Here is a 16,800-nt window from a genome sequence, read left to right as displayed (position 1 = left end):
TTACTGCCGATGTCGTCACGTCAGGCTCCTTTCTCAGGACCCGGCGACCGGGTTGGGTTTGGCGAGCAGCGCATTCAATCGGCTGGCGAACCCCCTGATACCTTCAGCGGGGTCACTGCCGGAGAGGAACACACCCTGAACGTTCTCGGCGAAATAGGTCTGGAAATCCGAACCGGAGCCGGTGAACCACGCTGAGGGGTCGTAGTTGAGCACCTCGGCCGCCGCGGCGTAGTGCGCCTGCGGCATGAGATCCGCGTACTCATCACTGTCAATCACCGGCAGATAGCCCGGGATGTGGCCGGCCCCCGCCCAGTCGATCGACCCCTTGAACAGCTCGGAGACAAAGCGGTAGACCTCGCGCCGCTTGTTCTCGTCCGGTGTTGACTGGTGAGGGAGCACGAACGCGTGGGAGTCCGCATAGGCGGCCGGCGTTCCGAATAACGTCGGAATGGGCTGGGCGTCGAAGGCGAAACCCGCGTTCTGCGCTGTCGGCAGCTCCCACACCCCGGTGAAGAACATGCCGCTCTCCCCATTGACGAACTCGGCGACCGCGCTGGCATAGTCCCCGCTCTTCGTCGCGATGGTGCCGTCGAGCAGCTGCTGGATGAACGAGAGCGACGTGACAGCCGCTTCTTCGTCGATCTGTGCTTCTTTACCGTTCTCGAGAACCATGTCGGCGCCGAGCTGCTTGTAGAACGTGTAGAACAGCCGCCACATCTGGGCACCGTCGCCGAGGTAACCGTATGACAGCCCGTGCTTGCCCGTGACCGCCTGCATGGCCCTGGCCACGTCGAGGAACTGCTCGGGCGAGGTGATCTCAACCAGCTGCCCGTCAGGGCCGAGCACCCCGGCCTGCTCGGCGATCTCCGTGTTGTACATGAGGATAAACGGATGCGCGTCGAGGGCGACCGAGTACAACTTGCCGTCGATGACCCCCTTCTCCCACACGCGCGGCGGGAAATTCTCCTCGGTCACTCCGAACTCGGCGAGAAGCTCCGTATCCCAGGGGTCGAGCAGGCCACCGGGGGCGTACCCCGGGAGGCGCGATGCGTGCATGATGGCAACGTCTGGTGCCCTGCCGCCAACGGATGCCATTGCAAGCTTCGTGTAGTAGGGCGTACCCCAGGCGAGCACGGTCTGGGACGCGTACAACTCGGGGTTTGCCTGGTTCGCCGCATCGACGAGTCCCGCCATGACGATCCCGTCACCGCCAGAGAGCAGATGCCAGAACTTCAGCGGGTAACTCCCTGCGGCACCCGCCTGCGCGCACCCGGACAGCCCCGGCAGAAGAGCCGCGCCGCCGAGGGCGGCCGCACCGCCAAGCAGTACTGATCGACGAGAAAGGGACGGAATCGATGGAAATACATTGCCTGGCATCCAACACTCCTTCGTGAGGGATTACAGCTTTACATCGATGTAGAGATAGAGCAATACCCCCGCGGGTCACGATCACCCGCGGGGGTATTGGACGGTGCCGACCGGTTTAGGGACGGCGGAACTGGTTGACCATGGGGCAGTCGAACGGGTCGCGTGCCGAGAGTCCCACCCGGTTGAGGTAGTCGATGACGATCGCATACGAGCGCACAAGGGACGTCTCGGTGTACGGGACGCCGAGGTTCCTGCAGTGCTCGATCACGATGTCCCGTGCGTGCTTGAGGTGCGGCCTCGGCATGCTCGGGAAGAGGTGGTGTTCGATCTGGTAGTTGAGGCCACCCATGAAGTAGCTCATGCCGAATCCACGAATGTTGCGGCTGGTGAGAACCTGCTTTGACAGGAAGTCCACCTTCGCGCCTTCCTGGATCAGCGGCATCCCCTTGTGGTTCGGAGCAAACGACGCACCCATGTAGACGCCGAAGACAGCCATCTGAACCCCGAGGAAGGCGAAGGCCATTCCGACCGGGAGGAAGATAAAGAGAATCGCCAGGTAGCTGCCGAGACGGAGAGCGATAAGGGTCAGTTCGAGCCAGCGCTTGTCGACCTTCTCAGTCGTGAACAACGTCACGATTGAGCGGAAATGCAGGTTGAGGCCCTCGAGGGTGAGCAGCGGGAAGAAGAGGTAGCCCTGGCGGCGCGTGATGAAGGCGAGAGCGCCCTTCGCCTTGGCGGCATCCTCTTCGATGAACGAGATCGTGTCGATCTCAATGTCCGGATCCTTGCCGACCGTGTTCGGGTTGGCGTGGTGGCGGGTGTGCTTGGTCATCCACCAGGCGTAGCTGATGCCGACGACAGCGTCGGCGAGAATGCGACCAAGGCGGTCGTTTGCAGGGCCCGATTCGAAAACCTGGCGGTGTGACGCCTCATGGGCGACGAAAGCGAACTGGGTGAGGATGATCCCGAGTCCTGCCGCGATCAGCAGTTGGAACCAGGAGTCGCCGAGGAGGACGAAGCCGACGCCGAGGCCGATCAGCGCCACCGTGAGAACGGCGAGGTTAATGAGATAGAAGCCGGTGCGGCGCTGAAGCAGACCCGCTTCACGAACCGTCTTCAGCAAAGCTGAGAACGTGTTCGTCGGATTCTCCATCCCGGCGATTCGTGTGGTGGTCTTGCGAACAGGCCCAAGGGTAGCTGTTGCTGTCATGGCACCTCCAAAAGGGTCGAGCCCGACTTCCCAGCCGTGATATATGAAGTACGGGCGTGTGCCCCGGATGCTCCGAGACTACGGGAGGGTTCATGCCGCTAACGGAAAATAGACCGCGTTTGGGCATATATGCAGCCATATTGAGATTGGGGTTGCGTTCGGTGATGACCTGAGCTAGGTTTGTTTACGCAGTAGTAGTGTTACGCAGTGATTGATTTACGGCGGTTCCTTCATCTGAAGAGCCGCCGTTTCTTGTAGGAGCGGACAGGTACGCCGCATTTGGGATGACGACAGTCGTCATCCACGCAAGACTCCTAAGGAGATCATCATGGCAACAGGAACCGTCAAGTGGTTTAACGCAGAAAAAGGCTTCGGATTCATCGCTCCCGATGACGGAAGCGCCGACGTGTTCGCGCACTTCTCGGCCATCGCTTCCAGCGGCTTCCGCTCGCTCGAAGAGAACCAGAAGGTTGAATTCGAAACCGCAACGGGCCCCAAGGGCCTGCAGGCTGAGAACATCCGCCCGCTCTAACTAAAACTATTGCGTAAGCGACCGTAAGGCCGCCACCGTAATTCTTTGATCACCGGCTCCGCCGGACCACCTGAAAAGGTTGGTCTGACGGAGCCGGTGATTTTTTTGCGCCACCACGCATCCCTCTCACAACACAACGCCCTCCCCGGGAACCGGGGAGGGCGTTGTGTTGTGAGTGTGTTACTCGAGCAGCTCGGACAGTTCGAGCCAGCGGGTCTCGAGATCGACGATCGTCGTCTCGAGCGCACTGACCGTATCGGTCAGTTCCCCCAGCGCCGCGTAGTCGGTCTGGTCGGCGTTCGCCAGAAGCTCGTGGGTATCGACGACCTTCTGCCTGGCCTTCTGGAGTTTGCGCTCGATCGACGCGATCTCCTTTTGCGCGTTTCGGAGGTCCGCTCCCCCGAGTTTGGGTGCCCCGCCCGCTGCTGGAGCCGCCTCACCGGCGAGCGGTGCGATCAGCGGGGCCGCCGCCTGCCCTGACCTGAGCGCGAGGTACTCGTCAACACCGCCCGGCAGGTGCCGGAGGTGTCCGTTGAGCACGGCATATTGCTGGTCGGTGACCCGCTCAAGCAGGTACCGGTCGTGGGACACGACAAGAAGCGTCCCTGGCCACGAGTCGAGGAGGTCCTCGATCGCGGCCAACATGTCTGTGTCCAGGTCGTTCGTCGGCTCATCGAGGATCAGGACGTTGGGCTCATCGAGCAGGATCAGGAGCAACTGAAGCCGGCGGCGCTGGCCTCCGGAGAGGTCCTTGACCGGTGTAGAGAGCTGCGCGCTCGTGAATCCCATCCGTTCGAGCAACTGGCCCGGCGTGAGTTCCTTGTCGCCGGCGACATATGCCGCCTTCTGCATACCAACGACTGTCGAAACCCGTTCGTGCTCGATTTCCTTCAGTTCATCGAGCTGCTGGGTGAGGCTCGCAATGCGCACCGTCTTGCCCCGCTTCACGGTTCCCGAGGTCGGCTTCACGTCGCCGGTGACCAGTCCGAGCAGGGTCGACTTGCCCGCTCCATTGACACCAAGGATGCCGGTGCGCTCCCCCGGAGCGATCCGCCACTCGATGTCCTTGAGCACGGTCCTCCAGCCGGATTCCGACTCGGGGTCCGGATAGACGACGCCGGCGTCGATCAGGTCGACGACGTCCTTGCCGAGACGCGACGTGGCGAGCTGGGTGAGCGCGACAGTATTGCGGGGCGGTGGTTCGTCGGCGATCAGGTCGGCGGCGGCATCCATCCGGAACTTGGGCTTCGTGGTCCTGGCGGGCGCACCGCGGCGCAGCCAGGCCAGTTCCTTCCGCATGAGGTTCTGCCTGCGTGATTCGGATGCCGCGGCCATGCGGTCGCGCTCGACGCGCTGGAGGATGTACGCGGCATAGCCACCCTCGAACGGTTCGATGATCTGGTCGTGGACCTCCCACGTTTGGGTGCACACCTCGTCGAGGAACCACCGGTCGTGGGTGACGACGATGAGGCCGCCGGCATTCGCCGCCCACCGCTTCTTGAGGTGTCCGGCAAGCCAGGCGATTCCCTCGACATCGAGGTGGTTCGTGGGCTCATCCAGGAAGATAACGTCCCAGTCACCGACAAGGAGGGCAGCGAGTGCGACGCGGCGGCGCTGTCCGCCCGACAACGACCCGATTGTGGCGTGCCAGGGGATGTCCTGGACGAGCCCGGCGATCACATCGCGGACCCGGGAGGAACCGGCCCACTCGTGTTCCTCGATCGTTCCGACGATCGCAGCGGAGACGGTGAGATCGTCGGGTTGCTCGTCGCGCTGGTCGAGGACGCCGACGGTGATTCCCCTGCGACGCGTTACCCGTCCGCCGTCGGGCTCGAGGCGTCCGGCGAGCAGCGAGAGCAGGGTCGACTTGCCGTCGCCGTTGCGTCCGACGACGCCGATCCTGTCGCCTTCGTTCACCCCGGCAGTGACAGAGTCGAAGATCACGCGGGTTGGGTATTCAAGGTGGAGCTGTTCAGCTCCGAGTAGATGGGCCACCCATCAAGACTATGCGCCGGAGCGAGTGGCGATCACCACTCCTGGACGAGCCGCGCTCCATGAACCGGGCCAGTGACCCGAAGCGCGTGCAGGCCGGACGCACTGAGCTCGACCTGCAGTTCCAGGGCGGTGTCGGCATCCGGCACGAGAAAAGCGAGGGTCGGACCCGATCCGGAAACGATACCGGCGAGTGCGCCCATCCGTTCGCCCAGTTCAAGAATGCCGGCGAGCCCGGGCGCGAGCCCGAGAGCGGGCGCCTGCAGATCGTTTCGGAGTGCCTCGGCGAGCTGTCGCGGGTCGCCGGCGCGGAGAGCCTGGAGAACATCGGCGTCGACCGTGGGCTGCAGTGACGCCGGATAGATGTCCTGAGCGTGTTTCTCCCGGTGACGGTCGAGCGCGGTGTAAACGTCCGGCGTCGACATGCCGAACTCCGCGAGAGCGAGCACCCAGTGAAAACGGCCCTTCGCGAGCGCCGGGCTGAGCTGGTCACCGCGCCCTGTGCCGATCGCGGTTCCACCGGTGAGGGCAAACGGGACGTCGGCTCCGAGTTTCGCCGCCATGGCTACAAGCTCGTCGCGCGACGCTTCGGTTCCCCACAGCGCGTCGCACGCGACGAGAGTCGCGGCTGCATCCGCTGAGCCCCCACCCATCCCGCCGGCGATCGGGACGTTCTTCTCGATCTCGAGCCGAACTCCGCCTGTATACCCGGTTTTGCGGGCCAGCAGGCGGGCAGCCTTGATCGCCAGGTTCGATCCGTCAGTGGAGAGCCCGGTCGTATCGACAGTGCCGGTGAACGAGACGGAGAAGTCGTCAGCCGGGTACGCCCGCACTTCTTCGTAGAGCGAAACCGCCTGGAAGGCCGTCGCGAGCTCGTGGTACCCGTCGTCCTGCAGCTGCCCGACCTTCAGAAAGAGGTTGATCTTCCCCGGTGCCCTGGCGTGGGCGAAATGGAGGGCTACCGGATCCGTCATATCTCCAACCTAAACCCTTGGGAGCGCTGCCTGAGCGCCAAAGGTCCCTAGTGAGCCGCCTCGTCCGGGCCGTCGGTGCGCGCGTTCCTCGCGATCGCGAGGAAATCGTGAACGGTGAGCTCCTCGCCGCGCGCCGTCGGCGCGATGCCGGCTGCCACCATGGCATCCGTCGCAGCCTGCGAACTGCCGAGCACCTGCCCGAGCGACTGGCGCAGCATTTTGCGCCTCTGCTGGAAGGCGGCGTCGACGAGCTGGAAGGTCATGAGCCGCTCTTCTTCGGTGCCGATGGCATCCGTTCGCCGCTCGAAGGCGACGAGCACCGAGTCAACGTTGGGAACCGGCCAGAACACCTGGCGTGAGACGTTGCCCGCGGTTCGCCAGTGGCCGTACCACGATGCCTTCACACTCGGACTGCCGTAGACCTTCGACCCGGGTTCAGCAGCGAGCCGGTGACCGACTTCAGCCTGCACCATGACGACACCGGCTGTGATCGATGCGAAGTGCTCGAGCAGGTGCAGCAGCACAGGAACCGAGATGTTGTACGGCAGGTTGGCGACCAGCCGGGTCGGGTCGCCGGGAAGCTCCGTGATGCGCATGGCATCGGCACTGATGACCGTGAGATCAGCGCCCGGCTGCAGCAGCTCAACGGTGCGGGGCAGCTGACCGGCGAGGCGGGAGTCAATCTCGACGGCGACGACGCTCGCGCCAACCTCGAGGAGGCCGAGGGTGAGTGAACCGAGACCGGGGCCGACCTCGACGACGTGCTCCCCCGCGGCCACTTTCGCGACCTTGACGATGCGACGGACGGTGTTGGCATCGACGACGAAGTTCTGACCGAGCTTCTTGGTGGGCTGAACATCGAGAAGTTCAGCGAGGTCGCGGATCTCGGCGGGGCCAAGAAGCGTCATACGGGTACATCCTCATAGGGGTTTGGCGGGGAGACGACGGGCTCGTCGTCCCAGTGGCCGTACACGTATTCCGTGTTCGACGAGATCTGCGCTGCGAGCATCGACGGGTCGGTACCCAGCGTTGCGGCGATTGACCGCAGCGTGTGCGGGATGAGGTACGGCGCGTTCGGCCGCCCGCGATACGGCATCGGGGTCAGGTAGGGCGCATCCGTCTCGATGAGCAGCAGGCTGCGCGGGGCGACCTCGAGGGCATCCCGGAGGTTCGCGGCGTTCTTGAACGTCGCGGTTCCGGCGAATGACATGTGCCAGCCGTTCTCCGTGCAGATCTGGGCGAGTTCACGATCGCCGGAGAAGCAGTGGAACACCGTGCGTGCGGGAGCGCCGACCCGCTTGAGAGTCGCGATCACCTCGGCGTGTGCATCACGGTCGTGGATCTGGAGCGCGAGGTCGTTCTCCTTCGCCATCTGGATGTGCGCCTCGAACGAGGCGTACTGGGCGGCGCGTCCAGGCTCAGCGGTCCTGTAGAAATCAAGCCCGGTCTCCCCGATTGCCCGCACGCGCGGCCGGGTGGCCAGCTCGGCGATGACGGCGAGAGCGTCATTGAGGGTGCCGGCTTCGTCGAGCGCGGGAGCCTCATTGGGGTGGATAGCGACAGCAGCGAGCATGCGTGGCTCGATCGCCGCGGTTTCGGCGCTCCAGATCGACGTCGCAACATCGGTGCCCACCTGCACGACACCGCGCACTCCGACGCTCGATGCGCGGTCGAGGTGCTCGCGGTAATCGAGCGCGACATCGCCGTCGGCGATCTCAAGGTGAGTGTGGTTGTCGTAGACCCCAACCGCGAGGCTCTCGGGAAGCGGTGGGAAGGTTCTGTCCCGCCGCTCGCCAGCGTCGCGCGTGCGTACGTGCACTGGATCGGTCATATCTCGACGGTACCCCACCCCGCGCCAGAGCGCCTTCGATCCCGGCTACGCGACAGTGGGCTCAACGACAGCGGGCTCGATCCGGGGAAAGAGCGGCTGGAGCGGAGAGACCGTGCTGCCTTCGGGCAGCTGACCGAAACGCCCGGCCTCACGAATGGGCTGGTCGTCGAGAGCACCGAGCGCCTCGGGTGCGCCGAGCGCCTCCCACAGCTTCTCGCTCGCCTTCGGCAGCACCGGGGAGAGCAGCACGGCGAGCGCGCGCAAGCCGTCGACAGCCGTGTAGAGAACTGTGCCGAGTCGAGCGCGGTTCGCCGGGTCCTTGGCGAGTGCCCACGGCTCTGAATCGGTGATGTAGCCGTTGAGCTCATCGACGATGGTCCAGATGGACGCGAGCGCATCGTGAATGGCGAGCGCGTCGATGGCGCGGTCAGCGTCAGCGGATGCCGTCTTCACGACCTCCTGGATGGCCAGGTCGACATCGGTGTAGCCGGCGGGCGCGGGAACGACACCGTCGAAGTATTTGGTGACCATCGCGACGACGCGCGACGCGAGGTTTCCGAAGCCGTTGGCCAGCTCGGCCTGGTACCTGGCTGAGAGGTCTTCCCAGCTGAAGGAGCCGTCCTGGCCGAAAGCGATGGCGCGGAGGAAGTAGTACCGGAAGGCATCCGAACCGAACGTGTCGGTGATCTCGGTCGGTGCGATGCCCGTGAGCTTCGACTTCGACATCTTCTCGCCGCCGACGAGCAGCCAGCCGTGGCCGAAGACCTGCTTCGGCACCTCGAGTCCGGCAGCCATGAGCATTGCCGGCCAGATCACCGCGTGGAAGCGAAGGATGTCCTTGCCGACGATGTGTGTTGCCGGCCAGCGCCGGTCGAACGTGGCGTCGTCCTGCCCGTAGCCGACGGCGGTGATGTAGTTGAGCAGAGCATCGAACCAGACGTAGACGACGTGGCTGTCGTCCCACGGGACCTTCACACCCCAGTCGAAGCTCGAGCGGGAGATCGACAGGTCGCTCAGTCCCTGCCGAACGAACTGGATGACCTCGTTGCGCGCCGACTCGGGCTGGACGAAGTCCGGCCGCTCCTCGTAGAGGGCGAGCAGCCGCTCGGTGAAGTCGCTCATCCGGAAGAAGTAGTTCTTCTCCTTGAGCAGCTCGAGCGGCTTCGAGTGAATCGCGCACACCTTCTGGCCTTCGAACGGGCCAGTGCCGTTGACGATTTCGGACTGCGGCTTGAACTCCTCACAGCCGACGCAGTACAGCGCCTCATACTCGCCCGAGTAGATGTAGCCGTCGTCGTAGAGCCGCTGCAGGAAGAGCTGCACACTCGACTCGTGGCGTTCCTCCGTGGTGCGGATGAAGTCGTCGTTCCGGATGTCGATCGTCTCGAGCAGCGGCTTCCACGCTTCGGTAACGAGCTTGTCCGCCCACTTCTGGGGCGTCGTTCCGTTTGCGGTAGCCGTGCGGAGGATCTTCTCGCCGTGCTCGTCGGTCCCGGTCAGCGACCAGGTGTCATCGCCGGCCTGCCTGTGCCAGCGCGCAACCACGTCAGCGGCCACCTCGGTGTATGCGTGCCCGATGTGGGGCGCATCGTTCACATAGAAGATGGGCGTTGTGATGTAGAAGGAATTACCGCTGGCCATACTCTCAATCTTATGGCCGATACGAGCACCCTCGGGCCGCGTTACACGTGGGGGCGCGACGATCGGGCGGCGACACGGCTTCGGGTGGCGCTGCCGCGGGTTTAGGAGGTCAGTTCTTCACGGCGAGGGCCGCCTGGTACAGCTCGCGCTTGCTGATTCCGGTTGCCTCGGACACCGAGCCGGCGGCATCCTTCAACCGCTCCCCCGCGCTCACGCGCTCGAGCACCTCGACGACGCCGTCGTGCAGGCTGAACTCCCGTTTCTCGGCCCCAGCGATCACGATGCAGATCTCGCCGCGCACGCCGGCCGTTGCCCATTCGGCGAGCTCGGCGGCCGTTCCGCGCTTGACCTCCTCGAACATCTTCGTCAGTTCCCGGCACACAACCGTGCGTCGGTCAGAGCCGAAAACGGATGCCACGTCAGCGAGCGAGGCCGCCAGCCGGTTCGGCGACTCGAAGAACACCATGGTGCGGCGCTCGTGCTCGAGCGCACGCAGTGTCGTCAGGCGGTCGCCCTGCTTGCGCGGGAGGAAACCCTCGAAGCTGAACCGGTCCGTCGGCAACCCGGAGACGGCGAGCGCCGTGATGACGGCGCTCGGCCCGGGGATGACGGTGACAGGGACCCCGGCGTCGACGGCAGCGACCACGAGGTGGTAGCCGGGGTCGGAGACCGTTGGCATTCCGGCGTCGCTGAGCACGAGGAGGTCGGCGTTGCGGGCGAACTCGACGAGTTCCGTCGACTTCTCCCGCTCGTTGTGCTCATGGAGGCTGACGAGGCGCGGCTTGTGCGCGATGCCGAGCCCCTTGAGAAGCTTGATCGTGGTGCGGGTGTCTTCGGCAGCGACCACCTCAGCGGTGCTGAGGGCGTCGACGAGTCGTTTGGACGCATCCCCGAGGTTTCCGATCGGGGTCGCTGCGAGGATGATCATGGCTTAAGTCTCCCACCCCGCCAGAACCCGGCCGCGTCCCGTCGCCGTCGAAAGCATCAGTTGCGGGCGAGAGCACCAGTTGCGCCGGATGTTCTCGACCGCAACTGATGCTCTCGGCGCCACCGGGGCGGTCCCGGCCGGTGCGGCGAACCGGGTCGCTACCATTGCAGGGTGTCCGTCCCCTCCCGTGAGTCCTTCTCCCACCTTGTGAGTGGCGCGGCGACCGGACCGACGGAACTGGTCGAGCCCCGCGGATCCCGGCTCGACGACTGGTGGGGACGGCTCCTGTCCACGCCCGGCCGACGACGGCTGTGGTACTGGGGCGGGCCGATCCTGGTCACTCTCCTCGCCGCGGTCCTCCGACTGTGGAACCTCGGGACCCCGCACGCCCTGGTCTTCGACGAGACCTTCTACGTGAAGGACGCCTGGACCCTGCTGCACCACGGCTACGAGTCAGCGTGGCCGCCCGAGGCCGACACCGACTTCAACGCGGGCAGGGTGGACGGGTTCCTCATCGACCCGTCATACGTCGTTCATCCCCCGCTCGGGAAGTGGATCATCGCGCTCGGCCTCGCCGTGTTCGGAGCGGCAGACAGCGTCGGTTGGCGGATCTCGACCGCTCTCCTCGGCACGCTCGCCGTCCTCCTGCTCACCCTCATCGCGCGGAAACTGTGCGCATCCACGTTCCTCGCCGTGGTCGCCGGCTTCCTCTTCGCCATCGACGGGCACGCCATCGTCATGTCGCGGGTAGCGATCCTCGACAACTCGCTCATGTTCTTCGCGCTGCTCGGCTTCGGCTTTATCCTCGCGGATCGCGGCTGGCATGAGTCCAGACTCACCGCCCGCACAGCCGAACGGCGTTCGGCCGGAGCCGCGCCCGAGTGGGGCCCGGTGATCTGGTGGCGGCCCTGGCTCGTTGCCGCCGGTGTCGCGTTCGGGCTCGCGGCCGGTGTGAAGTGGTCGGGCTTCTACTTCCTCGCCGCGTTCGGCCTCTACCTCATCGTCGTCGACGCGCTCGCCCGCCGCCGACTCGGCCTGCCCGCGTGGTTTTCGGCATCCGTGCTCACCCAGGGGCCAGCGACTTTCCTGCTGCTCGTACCGATTTCACTGCTCACCTACCTCTCCAGCTGGATCGGCTGGTTCGTCACAGACAATGGGTACTACCGGCACTGGGCAGAACAACCGGGCAACGCCTGGACCGGCGCCTTCTCCTGGGTGCCATCGGTCTGGCAGAGCTTCCTCTTCTACCAGCAGTCGATCTACAACTTCCATGTCGGCCTGGCCGCTCCCCATCCGTACTCCGCGAATCCTCTCGGCTGGCTCGCCATGATCCGCCCGACGAGCATGTGGTACGCCTCGCCCGCCACCGGGGTCGACGGCTGCGAGCTCGCCCCGTGTTCGCAGGCGATCACATCCATCGCGAACCCTCTGATCTGGTGGGCTGCGGCGGCCGCGACCCTGTACCTCGTCTACCGCCTGATCCGGCGGCGGGAGTGGAGGGTTGGCCTCATCCTCACCGGTGCTGCGGCGGGATACCTGCCGTGGCTCATGTACACCGAACGCACGGTGTTCCAGTTCTACACGATCGCGTTCGAGCCGTACCTCCTCCTCGGCCTCACCTTCGTGATCGGCCTCATCATCGGGACGAGGAACGATCCGCGGTATGAGCGCACGAGGGGACTCGGTGTGACGGGAGTGTTCCTCGCTCTCGCCGCACTCCTCAGCGCCTTCTGGTACCCGCTCTGGTCCGCGACGACCGTGCCGTTCTGGTTCTGGCAACTTCACTCCTGGCTCTCGACATGGGTATGACGACATGGGAAACGCGGGGAATGACGACATGGCGATGACGACCACCGAGAAACGACCGGTGTGGCTGCCGGGGCTGGCGGTCGCCGCGCTGGCGGCTGTCATCGCGTGGGCGCTGTCGACGCTCATTCCCGCCGTGCCCCTCCTGACGGCCGCCGTCGTGCTCGGAATCCTCGTCGCCCAGTTGCCCGCCGCGAAGCCGCTGGTCCGCGGGACGTTCGCGCCCGGGCTCGCCCTGTCGGCGAGGCGGCTCATGCGCATCGGCGTCGTCCTGCTCGGGCTCAAGCTCAGCCTCTTCGATGTCGCGTCGCTCGGCTGGGGTGTGTTCCTTTCAACGGTGGGCATCGTGCTGATCACGTTTGGCGGCACCTGGCTGCTCGGTCGTGCATTCCGCCTGCCAGGGCACGAGCCCCTGCTCATCGCGACAGGCTTCGCCATCTGCGGGGCGAGCGCCATCGGGGCCATGTCCGGCGTCGTGAGGGCAAAGAACTCGGAGCAGGCGCAGCCCGTCGCGCTCGTCACCCTCTGCGGAACCCTCGCCATCGCCGTCCTGCCCGCCCTGTGGCATCCGCTCGGCCTCGACAACCTGCAGTTCGGGCACTGGGTCGGAGCGAGCGTGCACGACGTCGGCCAGGTCGTCGCGACGGCCCAGGTCGCCGGCGGAGGGGCCCTGGCCGTCGCACTCGTCGTCAAGCTCACTCGCGTGGTCATGCTCGCGCCGATCGTGGCCGTTGCCGGCGTTGTGGAACGCCGCCGCTTTCGGGCCAATCCCGAGTCGACCCGGCCGCCGCTCGTGCCCCTGTTCGTCGTTGGGTTCATCGCAGCGATCCTGGCCCGCACCTTTCTCGACATTCCCGACGTCGTGCTCGCCACCGCCGACACGGCACAGACCGCACTTCTCGCCATGGCGCTCTTCGGTCTCGGTGCCGCTGTCGACGTGAAGAAACTGGTGACGACGGGGTGGCGCACGCTCGTCGTCGGCCTGCTCTCCTGGGCACTCATCGCCGCTCTCGCGCTCGCCGCAATACACCTGTTCTCCTGATCGGTGTGCTTCGTGTCGCTCTGTTACGGCGACAGCCGAGTGGCGTGCCTGCCTCGGGTAGCGTGTGCCCATGGCAGATCGCGAGTATGGCTTCCGCACGCGTGCAATTCACGCTGGCAACATTCCTGACCCGGTGACTGGGGCGCGCGCGCTTCCGATCTACCAGTCGACCGCATTCGTCTTCGATGACACGTCGGATGCCGCCGCCCGCTTCGCGCTGCAGAAATACGGCAATATCTATTCAAGGCTGGCCAACCCGACTGTCGCGAGCTTCGAGGAGAGGGTGGCGAGCCTCGAGGGCGGACTCGGCGCCGTCGCGACGGCATCCGGCCTCTCCGCGCAGTACATCACCTTCGCGAGCCTGGTCGGCGCCGGTGACCACATCGTCGCGTCAGCGAACCTGTACGGCGGATCGATCACCCAGCTCGACGTCACGCTCCGGCGATTCGGAGTGGAGACCACCTTTGTGCAGTCGTCGACCCCGGCGGACTACGCCGCCGCCATTACGGACAAAACGAAGCTCATCTTCGCCGAGACCATCGCCAACCCGTCGGGTGAGGTCGCAGATATCGAGGGCCTCGCCGATGTCGCGCACGCACACGGCATCCCGCTCGTGATCGACTCGACCATCGCCACGCCGTACCTCAACCGCCCGATCGAGTGGGGCGCAGACATCGTCACGCACTCGGCGACGAAGTTCCTCGGTGGCCACGGGACGACGCTCGGCGGAGTCGTCGTCGAGAGCGGGCGGTTCGACTGGCACAGCGACAAGTTCCCTTTGTTCGGCCAGAAGGTACCGAGTTACGGCGGCCTCGAATGGTCGGGCAACTTCGGCGAGTACGCGTTCCTCACCAGGCTCCGCGCCGAGCAATTGCGGGACATCGGCCCAGCGCTCTCGGCAACCTCGGCCGCCACCCTCGCCCAGGGCATCGAAACGCTGTCCTACCGGATGCAGGCGCACGTGGACAACGCCAGGACCGTGGCGACCTGGCTCGAGCAGGACCCGCGGATCGAGGCCGTCTACTGGGCGGGCCTCGAGTCGCACCCGCACCACGCTCGCGCCGAGAAGTACCTGCCGAGGGGCGCGGGCAGCGTCTTCAGCTTCGTGGTCAAGGGCGGAAGGGTGGTCGGTCAGAAACTGATCGAATCCGTGGAGCTCGCGAGCCACGTCGCGAACATCGGCGACACCAAGACGCTCATCATCCACCCCGCATCAACGACGCACGCCCAGCTGACCGAGCGGCAGCTCATCGACGCCGGCGTGCTTCCCGGCGTCCTGCGGCTCAGCGTGGGTATCGAGGATGCCGACGACATAATTTATGATCTTGACCAGGCGCTCACCCGGGCAGTGGAGGCATAAACCATGTCGGATCTCGTTACCACCCAGCTGCAGAACGGTCTCACCTGCTCGCTTCCCGCTGCCTCACCGCTCGCGAAGCTGCTGAAGTCCCAGCGCACGTGGGTCGGCCCTGACGCGAAACAGCGGCTCAGCATCCTCCGCACCGCGAAATCGGTTGCGATCGTCGGTGCGTCAGCGAATCCGACGCGGGCCAGTTACTTCGTTGGCACCTACCTGCTCCAGTCCAGCAACTACCGTGTCTACTTCGTGAACCCGAACGCCGGCGAGATCCTCGGCCACCAGGCGTACCCCGACCTCGCGTCCCTGCCCGAGGTGCCCGACATCGTCGACGTGTTCCGCAAGGCGAGCGATATCCCCGAGGTCATTGACGATGTACTCGCGGTCGGAGCGAAGACCGTGTGGGTTCAGCTCGGGATCTGGAACGAGGAAGCCGCACGTTACGGCGAGGAGAACGGCCTCACCGTGGTCATGGACCGGTGCATCAAGGTCGAGCACGCGCGGTTCCACGGCGGCCTCAACCTGTTCGGCTTCGACACGGGCCAGATCTCCTCCCGGAAGCAGCTCACCTGAGTTTTTCCGCAGTTAACGTGCCCTAGCCGGGAGATTTCGCACGAACGTTGCGGCGCGGTTCGCCGATCTGCGGCGCCCGCCTGTGCCGACGCTCGGTCTGCCTATAGTGGCAGGACATCACTTCTGCGAGGAGCACCCATGACGGCCTACGTTTCGGCGTTCGAACTCTTTTCGATCGGTATCGGCCCGTCGAGTTCGCACACGGTCGGGCCGATGCGCGCGGCTCTCGACTTCGCGACGCGCCTCACCGGCGCCGGTCTTCTCGGCGCCGTCGAGCGGGTCACCTGCGCACTGTTCGGGTCGCTGGGGTCGACAGGCATCGGTCATGGAACCCCGGATGCCGTCGTGGCGGGGCTCGCCGGACTGCGACCGGACACCTGCGACCCCACCGTGGTTCGCGGAGCGTGGTCCGGCCTCAGGCCCGGTTCGACACTCTCACTTGCCGGCGAGCGCCCGATCGCGTTCGAGCAGGGAGACATCACGTTCGAGCCGCGTACCCGGCTTCCTGGGCACCCCAACGCGCTGACCCTGACTGCCTGGAGTGCCGGTGTGCCGCTGGTGACCGACACCTACTACTCGGTTGGCGGGGGCTTCATCCGCCGCGACGGCGACGGCGACGGCGACCGTCCCGTCGTCCGCTATCCCCTGCCGTTCCCGACCGCCGCCGTGTTGCTCGACCTGTGCACGAGCGAAGGGCTCAGGATCGACGAGGTTGCCCGCCGGAACGAGGAAGCAGTGCGCAGCCCGGACGACGTGGACCGCGGCCTCGACGCCATCTGGGCTGCCATGGCCGAGTCTGTCGCGAACGGGCTCGCTACGCCCGGAGTTCTGCCCGGCGGCCTCCAGGTCAAGCGTCGCGCGGCGGCGGTCAGGGAACACCTCGAAATCGCCGAGGCTGAGGGCGGCCGTGAACTGCCGTCCGAGTGGCTGCACTCGTTCGCGCTCGCCGTCAACGAGGAGAACGCCGCCGGCGGGCGAGTGGTCACCGCGCCGACCAATGGTGCGGCCGGCATCATTCCCGCGGTTGCGTCGTACTACCTGCGCTTCGTCCCGGGCGCGTCAGCCGACGGCATCCGGCGCTTTCTTCTGACGGCGACGGCCATCGGTTCGCTGTTCAAGGCGAACGCCTCGATTTCCGGGGCGGTCGGTGGCTGCCAGGCCGAGGTCGGTTCGGCCTGCGCGATGGCCGCCGGCGCGCTCTGCGGCGTGCTTGGAGGCACGCCGGCGCAGGTCGAGAACGCCGCAGAGATCGCGATGGAGCACCACCTCGGACTCACCTGCGACCCGGTGGGTGGCCTGGTGCAGGTCCCGTGTATCGAACGGAATGCCATAGCCTCGTCGACGGCCGTGAGCGCCGCGCGGCTGGCCCTCCACGGCGACGGCAGCCATCTCGTGTCGCTCGACGCCGTCATCGAGACCATGCGGCAGACCGGCGTCGACATGTCCAGCAAATACAAGGAAACGAGCGAGGGCGGACTCGCGGTCAACGTCGTCGAGTGCTGAGTCGCTCACGGCTGACCGCACTGCACCGCACTGAACCGGCGCC

The 16,800-nt window shown here is 65.6% G+C and carries 14 protein-coding genes; 6 read left to right on the top strand and 8 right to left on the bottom strand.

Annotated elements, in window-relative coordinates; all coding sequences use genetic code 11:
• Window positions 1-33: 33 nt before the first annotated feature.
• Both AC1C2M_RS01530 and AC1C2M_RS01525 read right to left on the bottom strand, forming a co-directional pair.
• Window positions 34-1,377, bottom strand: coding sequence for an extracellular solute-binding protein (locus AC1C2M_RS01530; protein WP_495435008.1), 1,344 nt, complete (start codon window positions 1,375-1,377; stop codon window positions 34-36).
• Window positions 1,378-1,483: 106 nt separating this feature from the next.
• Window positions 1,484-2,578, bottom strand: coding sequence for a fatty acid desaturase family protein (locus AC1C2M_RS01525; protein WP_495434374.1), 1,095 nt, complete (start codon window positions 2,576-2,578; stop codon window positions 1,484-1,486).
• A 328-nt stretch (window positions 2,579-2,906) separates the two neighbouring features.
• Between AC1C2M_RS01525 and AC1C2M_RS01520 the strand changes: the two genes are divergently transcribed.
• Window positions 2,907-3,110, top strand: a complete 204-nt coding sequence (locus AC1C2M_RS01520) for a cold-shock protein (protein WP_090712708.1) — start codon at window positions 2,907-2,909, stop codon at window positions 3,108-3,110.
• A 180-nt stretch (window positions 3,111-3,290) separates the two neighbouring features.
• Here AC1C2M_RS01520 and AC1C2M_RS01515 read toward each other — a convergent pair whose 3' ends face one another.
• From AC1C2M_RS01515 to rsmI, 6 genes are all read right to left on the bottom strand, one after another.
• Window positions 3,291-5,105 (bottom strand): ABC-F family ATP-binding cassette domain-containing protein, encoded by a 1,815-nt coding sequence (locus AC1C2M_RS01515; protein ID WP_495435007.1) that lies wholly within the window; start codon window positions 5,103-5,105, stop codon window positions 3,291-3,293.
• Between the two features lie 32 nt (window positions 5,106-5,137).
• Window positions 5,138-6,076 carry a 4-(cytidine 5'-diphospho)-2-C-methyl-D-erythritol kinase gene (locus AC1C2M_RS01510; RefSeq protein WP_495435006.1) on the bottom strand — a complete coding sequence of 313 codons (939 nt, stop codon included), beginning with the start codon at window positions 6,074-6,076 and terminating at the stop codon, window positions 5,138-5,140.
• 47 nt (window positions 6,077-6,123) lie between these two features.
• Window positions 6,124-6,984: a 16S rRNA (adenine(1518)-N(6)/adenine(1519)-N(6))-dimethyltransferase RsmA gene (gene rsmA / locus AC1C2M_RS01505; protein ID WP_495435005.1), complete on the bottom strand. Its 861-nt coding sequence runs from the start codon at window positions 6,982-6,984 to the stop codon at window positions 6,124-6,126.
• On the bottom strand, window positions 6,981-7,907 hold the full coding sequence (locus AC1C2M_RS01500) for a TatD family hydrolase (RefSeq protein ID WP_495435004.1): 927 nt from the start codon (window positions 7,905-7,907) through the stop codon (window positions 6,981-6,983). Before AC1C2M_RS01500 ends, rsmA begins: the two co-directional genes overlap by 4 nt.
• A 45-nt stretch (window positions 7,908-7,952) precedes the next feature.
• On the bottom strand, window positions 7,953-9,548 hold the full coding sequence (gene metG, locus AC1C2M_RS01495) for a methionine--tRNA ligase (RefSeq protein ID WP_495435003.1): 1,596 nt from the start codon (window positions 9,546-9,548) through the stop codon (window positions 7,953-7,955).
• Between the two features lie 109 nt (window positions 9,549-9,657).
• On the bottom strand, window positions 9,658-10,476 hold the full coding sequence (gene rsmI / locus AC1C2M_RS01490; protein ID WP_495435002.1) for a 16S rRNA (cytidine(1402)-2'-O)-methyltransferase: 819 nt from the start codon (window positions 10,474-10,476) through the stop codon (window positions 9,658-9,660).
• A gap of 171 nt (window positions 10,477-10,647) precedes the next feature.
• On the opposite strand from rsmI, the gene AC1C2M_RS01485 reads away from it, so the two are divergent.
• The 5 genes from AC1C2M_RS01485 (at window position 10,648) to AC1C2M_RS01465 (ending at window position 16,757) form a co-directional block, all read left to right on the top strand.
• Complete coding sequence (locus AC1C2M_RS01485; RefSeq protein ID WP_495435001.1) at window positions 10,648-12,285, top strand: dolichyl-phosphate-mannose--protein mannosyltransferase; 1,638 nt, start codon at window positions 10,648-10,650, stop codon at window positions 12,283-12,285.
• A 28-nt stretch (window positions 12,286-12,313) separates the two neighbouring features.
• Window positions 12,314-13,324 carry a YeiH family protein gene (locus AC1C2M_RS01480; protein ID WP_495435000.1) on the top strand — a complete coding sequence of 337 codons (1,011 nt, stop codon included), beginning with the start codon at window positions 12,314-12,316 and terminating at the stop codon, window positions 13,322-13,324.
• A 70-nt stretch (window positions 13,325-13,394) separates the two neighbouring features.
• Window positions 13,395-14,684, top strand: coding sequence for an O-acetylhomoserine aminocarboxypropyltransferase/cysteine synthase family protein (locus tag AC1C2M_RS01475; RefSeq protein ID WP_495434999.1), 1,290 nt, complete (start codon window positions 13,395-13,397; stop codon window positions 14,682-14,684).
• A 3-nt stretch (window positions 14,685-14,687) separates the two neighbouring features.
• Window positions 14,688-15,254 carry a CoA-binding protein gene (locus AC1C2M_RS01470; protein WP_495434998.1) on the top strand — a complete coding sequence of 189 codons (567 nt, stop codon included), beginning with the start codon at window positions 14,688-14,690 and terminating at the stop codon, window positions 15,252-15,254.
• 138 nt (window positions 15,255-15,392) lie between these two features.
• Window positions 15,393-16,757: an L-serine ammonia-lyase gene (locus AC1C2M_RS01465; protein ID WP_495434997.1), complete on the top strand. Its 1,365-nt coding sequence runs from the start codon at window positions 15,393-15,395 to the stop codon at window positions 16,755-16,757.
• The last annotated feature ends 43 nt before the right edge of the window (window positions 16,758-16,800 follow it).

This window comes from Mycetocola sp. Y444 (assembly GCF_059445295.1).
Note: the sequence above shows the minus strand (reverse complement) of the source record. Positions and strands in the feature narration are given on the sequence as shown.